This is a genomic window from Bordetella tumbae (assembly GCF_965139195.1).
GTDB lineage: Bacteria > Pseudomonadota > Gammaproteobacteria > Burkholderiales > Burkholderiaceae_B > Bordetella_A > Bordetella_A tumbae.
This window is the reverse complement of the sequence record NZ_CBCSJH010000085.1, coordinates 1-643: the sequence shown is the minus strand read 5'-3', so window position 1 is coordinate 643 and position 643 is coordinate 1. Positions and strand designations below refer to the sequence as shown.

General features: G+C 58.6%; 1 protein-coding gene. It reads right to left on the bottom strand.

Features of this window, described 5'->3' with window-relative positions; all coding sequences use genetic code 11:
- Positions 1-643, bottom strand: a 643-nt coding sequence (locus ACNA0J_RS29665; protein ID WP_415822608.1) for a hypothetical protein, incomplete at both ends; no start/stop codon positions are given.

The following is a 643-nucleotide window of genomic DNA, read 5'->3' as shown; positions in this document are numbered from 1 at the left end:
TACTGTCGAGCCCGCTGCCGTCGTAGCTGTCGTATTTCCGGCACTGTCAGCCACCGTTGTGCCGGTAGCCGTGGTCGTCGTCACGTTGCCTGCACCGTCATTGACCGCCAGACCGTCATTGTTCATCACGGTATTACCCGTGGTGACGCTGCCGGTATTGCCCAGGTCGATGTTCTGGTTCAGGCTGACCGCCACCACGCCGTTCTGATCGACGCCGGTTTGCGCAACGCTGATGTTGCTGTCACCTTCGAATCGCACTTCACCGTTCGGACCAATGTTGGCGCTATTGCCTGCCACGTCGGTCGCATTCCAACCGGCGCTTGCAACATCATTGACCTGCTTCAGTTGGTCTTCCGTTGCCGCTTGGCCGCTGGTGTAGTTGTTCGGATCGAACGTCGTATTGGTCAAACCACCGATCGTGCCAGTGTTGCCGCTGATCACAATCGGGTTGCTGCCGCCGACCGAGATCTGGTTACCGCCGACGGTGGTCGTATTGCCTGCGCCATCGTTGACTGCCAGACCGTCGTTATTCATCACGGTGTTGCCCGTGGTGACGCTGCCGGTATTGCCCAGGTCAATATTCTCGTTCAGGCTGACCGCCACCACACCGTTCTGATCCACACCAGTTTGCGCAACGCTGATG